The sequence below is a fragment of the Streptomyces sp. P17 genome (assembly GCF_032436805.1).
Classification (GTDB): domain Bacteria; phylum Actinomycetota; class Actinomycetes; order Streptomycetales; family Streptomycetaceae; genus Streptomyces.
Window position 1 is genome coordinate 1 of the sequence record NZ_JAVRBF010000133.1, and the last position, 5,616, is coordinate 5,616.

The following is a 5,616-nucleotide window of genomic DNA, read 5'->3' on the forward strand; positions in this document are numbered from 1 at the left end:
ACCCGCCCCGCGCCACACCGGCTCGTCGCAAGAGGCCGACAGGGACCGGGAATTCCGGACTCGACAGCCAACGATCGACAGACCCGCCCCGCGCCACACCCGCTCCTGCCAAAAGGCCGACAGGGACCGGGAGTTCGGGAGAAAGGCGACCCGGATCAGCCGACCCATTCCCGCGCCGCACCGGCTCCTTGCGCGCTTCAGCCGCCCCGCGCCCGAACAGATCCTCCGATCACCCCCGGCACGGACCTCGTCGAGCGAGCCCGCGGCGGTCCGGTCTGTCCCGGCCCCGCGCGCGATCCGCCCGCCGGCCGCATTCGACCCGGGCGCGCTGGATCAGCTCCGCGGCACCCCGGACGACCCCCGGACCATCAGCTCGCCCCGGATCGTCGCGATGCCCCCGGGGGGCGCGTCCTCCCGGCCCATCGCGATGCGTCCGGCCCGTGCTCCCGCCTCCGACAGGGGGAGCCTCACCGTCGTGAGGGAAGGCACCACGTCGATGCTGAACGGCAGGTCGTCGAAGCCGGCGACCGAGACGTCCTCCGGGATCCGCAGCCCCGACTCCCGCAGGGCCGCGCAGGCGCCGAGGGCGACGGAGTCGTTCGCGGCGACCACCGCGGTGAGGGTGGGGTCACGGCGCAGGAGTTCCAGCGTGGCCTCGTAGCCGGAGCGGCGGTCGTAGCGGCCGTGCACGGTCCAGCGGGGGTCCTCCTCGATGCCGTGCGCCCGCAGCGCCGCCCGGTGGCCTTCCAGACGGTGCCGGGTCGTCGTGCGCTCCTCGGGCCCTGCGATGTAGCCGAGGCGCCGGTGGCCGAGGCCGATCAGGTGCTCGGTCAGCTCCTTGCCGCCCCCGCGGTTCTCGAAGGTCAGCGCGATGGCCCCGGTGTCCGGCGCCGGCGGGCGCCCGCACAGCACCACCCGGGTCCCGGCCTCCGCGAGCTTCCTGAGCTTCGCCGACACCGCCGCCACATGCTGCGCGTTCTCCACGGCCCCGCCGGTCAGCACCACGGCCGCCGCCCGCTGCCGCTGCAGCAGGGTGAGGTAGGTCAGCTCGCGCTCGGGGGAGCCTCCGGTGTTGCAGACGACCGCCAGCCGCTCACCGCCCGCGCGTCCGCCCGGGCCGCCGATCTCGGCCTGGATCGCGCTCGCCATGATCCCGAAGAAGGGGTCGGCGATGTCGTTGACGAGGATGCCGACCAGGTCGGACGTGGCGGCGGCCAGCGCGCTCGCCGGACCGTTCAGCACGTAGTCCAGCTCGTCCACGGCACGCAGCACCCGCTCACGGGTGGACGCGGCCACGGGGTAGTTCCCGTTCAGCACGCGCGACACCGTCGCGGGGGAGACCTGTGCGCGGGCCGCAACGTCCGCCAGGGTCACCGTCATCTCGTCGTCCTCCGGTCGCGCATCTCTCGTACCACCTCGTACGTCATACGTGCTCGTAGACAGGCTCCCGCCGCATACGGTTCCGAGGCTGCCGTGCAGACCATAAGGCCACCCACCCCGTTTGTTCGCCCCCTCGAACAACTCATCCCCATCACGGTCTTGTACAGACCACTGCTCAGAGGCTAGCTTCAGTTCTTGTAGAAAGCGCTTGCTGCGTCGCTGGGGCGTAGGCGGACGAAGGGATTGACGTGACACGCAAAACGGTGCGGATCGCCATGAACGGCGTGACCGGGCGCATGGGCTACCGCCAGCACCTCGTCCGCTCCATCCTGGCCCTGCGCGAACAGGGCGGGCTCGACCTCGGCGACGGAACCGCGCTGTGGCCGGAGCCGATCCTGGTCGGCCGCCGCGAGCACGCGCTGAAGGCGCTCGCCGAGCGGCACGGTCTTGAGCACATCTCCACGGACGTCGACGCGGTCCTCGCCGACCCGACCGTGGACATCTACTTCGACGCCCAGGTCACCTCCGCCCGTGAGGAGGCGATCAAGAAGGCGATCGCCGCGGGCAAGCACATCTACACCGAGAAGCCGACCGCCACCGGTCTCGACGGCGCCCTGGAGCTCGCGCGGCTGGCCGCCGACGCCGGCATCAAGCACGGCGTCGTCCAGGACAAGCTCTTCCTCCCCGGCCTGCTCAAGCTCAAGCGGCTCATCGACGGCGGCTTCTTCGGGCGGATCCTGTCCGTGCGCGGCGAGTTCGGCTACTGGGTCTTCGAGGGCGACTGGCAGTCCGCCCAGCGCCCCTCCTGGAACTACCGCGCGGAGGACGGCGGCGGCATCGTCGTCGACATGTTCCCGCACTGGGAGTACGTCCTGCACGAGCTGTTCGGCCGGGTGAGGTCCGTCCAGGCCCTCACCGCCACCCACATCCCGCAACGCTGGGACGAGAACGGCAAGCCCTACGACGCCACCGCCGACGACGCCGCCTACGGCATCTTCGAGCTGGAGGGCGGTGCGATCGCCCAGATCAACTCCTCCTGGGCGGTGCGCGTCAACCGCGACGAGCTGGTGGAGTTCCAGGTGGACGGCACCGAGGGTTCCGCCGTCGCGGGGCTGCGGAACTGCCGGGCGCAGCACCGCTCGGCCACTCCCAAGCCCGTCTGGAACCCCGACATCCCGGCCACCGAGGTCTTCCGCGACCAGTGGCAGGAGGTCCCGGACAACGCCGAGTTCGACAACGGCTTCAAGGCCCAGTGGGAGCTCTTCCTCAGGCATGTCTACGCCGACGCCCCCTACCACTGGGACCTTCTGGCCGGCGCCCGCGGTGTCCAGCTCGCCGAACTCGGCCTGAGGTCCTCGGCCGAGGGCCGTCGTCTCGACGTACCGGAGATCTCGCTGTGACCATCCGACTCCCCGACAGCGGTGGGACCCTGAGGGCGTACGAGCCCCGGCGGGAGCCCCTCGCCGTCACCCCGGGCGCGAACTTCTCCTCTCGTACGGTGTTCTCGGCGGCCCATGTCGTCGCCGATCCGTTCGCCGACACCAGCCCCGGCTCGCCCGCCGCCGTCGACTGGGACGCCACCCTCGCCTTCCGGCGGCATCTGTGGTCCCACGGGCTCGGGGTCGCCGAGGCGATGGACACCGCGCAGCGCGGGATGGGCCTGGACTGGGCGGGTGCGGCGGAGCTGATCCGGCGGTCGGCGGCCGAGGCTCGCGGTGCGGGCGGCCGTATCGCCTGCGGTGTCGGCACCGACCAGATCGCCACGGGGACTCTCGGAGAGGTCCGTGCGGCCTACGAGGAGCAGCTTGCGGTGGTGGAGGAGTCGGGCGCGCAGGCGATCCTCATGGCCTCCCGTGCGCTCGCGGCCGCGGCCCGCGGTCCCGAGGACTACCTGGAGATCTACGGCCACCTCCTGCGCCAGTCCGCCGAACCCGTGATCCTGCACTGGCTCGGCCCCATGTTCGACCCCGGGCTGGAGGGCTACTGGGGGTCGAGCAACCTCGACGCGGCCACCGACACCTTCCTGGAGGTCATCGCCGCTCACCCCGACAAGGTGGACGGCATCAAGGTGTCGCTGCTCGACGCGCAGCGGGAGATCGACCTCCGGCGCCGGCTCCCCGACGGCGTCCGCTGCTACACCGGCGACGACTTCAACTACCCCGAGCTGATCGCCGGTGACGAGAAGGGCTTCAGCCACGCCCTGCTCGGCATCTTCGATCCGCTGGGCCCGCTGGCGGCGGAGGCGGTCCGGGTCCTGGACACCGGGGACGCCAAGGGATTCCGGGAACTCCTCGATCCGACGGTCGAGTTGTCCCGTCACCTGTTCCAGGCGCCGACCCGCTTCTACAAGACGGGAGTCGTCTTCCTGGCGTGGCTGGCCGGCCACCAGTCGCACTTCACCATGGTCGGCGGACTCCAGTCGGCCCGCTCGCTCCCGCACTTCGCCCGCGCCTACGAACTCGCCGACGGACTGGGCCTGTTCCCGGACCCGCAACTGGCCGAGGAGCGGATGAAGAACCTGCTGTCGATGTACGGGGTGAACCAGTGAGCGGCCTCGCGCGTTTCTCCATCAACCAGATGACGGTCAAGCAGCTGTCGATGCCGGAACTCGTCGACACCTGCGGGCAGTTGGGGGTCACCAACGTCGGCCTGTGGCGGGAGCCCGTCCAGGCGTACGGCCTGGAGGCGACGGCCAAGCTGGTCCGGGACGCGGGCCTGACCGTCACCACCCTGTGCCGCGGCGGGTTCTTCACGGCCCTCGACCCGGACGAGCGCGCCAGGGCACTGGACGACAACCGCCGGGCCGTCGACGAGGCGGCCACGCTCGGCACGGACACGCTGGTGCTGGTCTCGGGCGGTCTCCCGGCCGGTTCCAAGGATCTGCGCGGGGCGCGGGAGCGGATCGCCGACGCGCTGGCGGTGCTCGGCCCGTACGCGCAGGAGCACGGGGTGAAGCTGGCCATCGAGCCGCTGCACCCGATGTTCGCCTCGGACCGGTGTGTGGTCTCGACGCTCGCCCAGGCCCTCGACCTCGCCGAGCGCTTCCCCGCCCAGCAGGTCGGCGTGACCGTGGACACGTACCACATCTGGTGGGACGACAACGCGCCCGCGCAGATCGCCCGGGCGGGCGCGGGCGGCCGTATCCACACCTTCCAACTCGCCGACTGGACCACGCCGTTGCCCGAGGGCGTGCTCAACGGCCGCGGTCAGATCGGAGACGGCTCGATCGACATGCGGGAGTGGAAGGGGTATGTCGAGGCCGCCGGATACACCGGCGCCATCGAGGTGGAGCTGTTCAACGACGCGCTGTGGGCCCGGGACGGGCGCGAGGTGCTCGCGGAGACGGCGGCGCGGTTCGTGGAGCACACGGCCGGCTGAGGACCGGGGCGCCGACGGCATGCGGGCCGTCGGCGTTCCCCCAGCGACAGCAGCACCAACGTGTCAGAACGGCACACCTGGATCGTGCGTTCCTCAAGCGCGCACATCATCGATCAACATCACCTGTGTGTGACAGCTCCCGGCGGCCGGCCGCCCGCGCCTGGCTCCAGGCCGTCCGTATCGGGGACGACGACGCCTGGGGAGCCGTGCTCGACACCCCGGAGCCGCTGAAGGTCAGCCCGTAGCGAGCAGCGAGTCGGCCGTTGCGGTGCGGGCGTACAGCACCCAACGGCCGGCCCGGTGCGCGCTGACCAGTCCGGCGTCCCGCAGCGCGGTCAGCGACTGCGACACGGCCGCCGGGGACAGCCCGGTCCGCCGGGCCAGGTCGGTCGTGAAGGACGGGATGTCCAGCTCGGCCGGCAGCCGGGTGCGTGAGCGCCCGAGTACGGCGGCCAGGGCGTCGGCGGCGCGGGTGGGCCAGGGCTGCCACAGCGTTCCGGCGCCGCGGGCCGGGTAGGCGAGCTGGGGCGGGTCCGGGAGGGCCACCCGGGTGAGCAGGCCCGGGCCGGTGAAGGCGGACGGGACGAGCACGAGACCTGCGCCCGCCGTCGCCCGGGACAGGCCACGCCCGCCCTGCCGCACCCGCAGGGAATCACCCTCCCAACTGGCCTCGGCGTGCAACCCGTTGAGCAGATGCGCGGTGCCGTGCTCGGCGAGCTGCCGGGTGCTCCTCGGCGAGGGTCGGGGCCGGGCCCGCCGGTGCCGGGTTGAGGAAGTCGGGGCAGGGAATCACCCTCCCAACTGGCCTCGGCGTGCAACCCGTTGAGCAGATGCGCGGTGCCGTGCTCGGCGAGCTGC

The 5,616-nt window shown here is 72.0% G+C and carries 5 protein-coding genes; 3 read left to right on the forward strand and 2 right to left on the reverse strand.

The window, feature by feature from the left end:
* Positions 1–333: 333 nt before the first annotated feature.
* Positions 334–1,380 carry a LacI family DNA-binding transcriptional regulator gene (locus tag RMT89_RS39535; protein WP_315888586.1) on the reverse strand — a complete coding sequence of 349 codons (1,047 nt, stop codon included), beginning with the start codon at positions 1,378–1,380 and terminating at the stop codon, positions 334–336.
* Positions 1,381–1,628: 248 nt separating this feature from the next.
* Here RMT89_RS39535 and RMT89_RS39540 point away from each other — a divergent pair, with 248 nt between their 5' ends.
* Genes RMT89_RS39540 through RMT89_RS39550 form a run of 3 tightly spaced genes read left to right on the forward strand, consistent with a single transcriptional unit; the run spans position 1,629 to position 4,758 of the window.
* A complete protein-coding gene (locus RMT89_RS39540) occupies positions 1,629–2,780 on the forward strand; it encodes a Gfo/Idh/MocA family oxidoreductase (protein ID WP_315888587.1) in 1,152 nt (383 codons plus the stop codon).
* Positions 2,777–3,928, forward strand: a complete 1,152-nt coding sequence (locus RMT89_RS39545) for a dihydrodipicolinate synthase family protein (RefSeq protein WP_315888588.1) — start codon at positions 2,777–2,779, stop codon at positions 3,926–3,928. The genes RMT89_RS39540 and RMT89_RS39545 overlap by 4 nt, the downstream gene beginning before the upstream one ends.
* A gap of 29 nt (positions 3,929–3,957) precedes the next feature.
* Positions 3,958–4,758 (forward strand): sugar phosphate isomerase/epimerase family protein, encoded by an 801-nt coding sequence (locus RMT89_RS39550; RefSeq protein WP_315888590.1) that lies wholly within the window; start codon positions 3,958–3,960, stop codon positions 4,756–4,758.
* Positions 4,759–4,992: 234 nt separating this feature from the next.
* Here RMT89_RS39550 and RMT89_RS39555 read toward each other — a convergent pair whose 3' ends face one another.
* Positions 4,993–5,439, reverse strand: coding sequence for a helix-turn-helix domain-containing protein (locus RMT89_RS39555; RefSeq protein ID WP_315888589.1), 447 nt, complete (start codon positions 5,437–5,439; stop codon positions 4,993–4,995).
* Positions 5,440–5,616 lie beyond the last annotated feature (177 nt).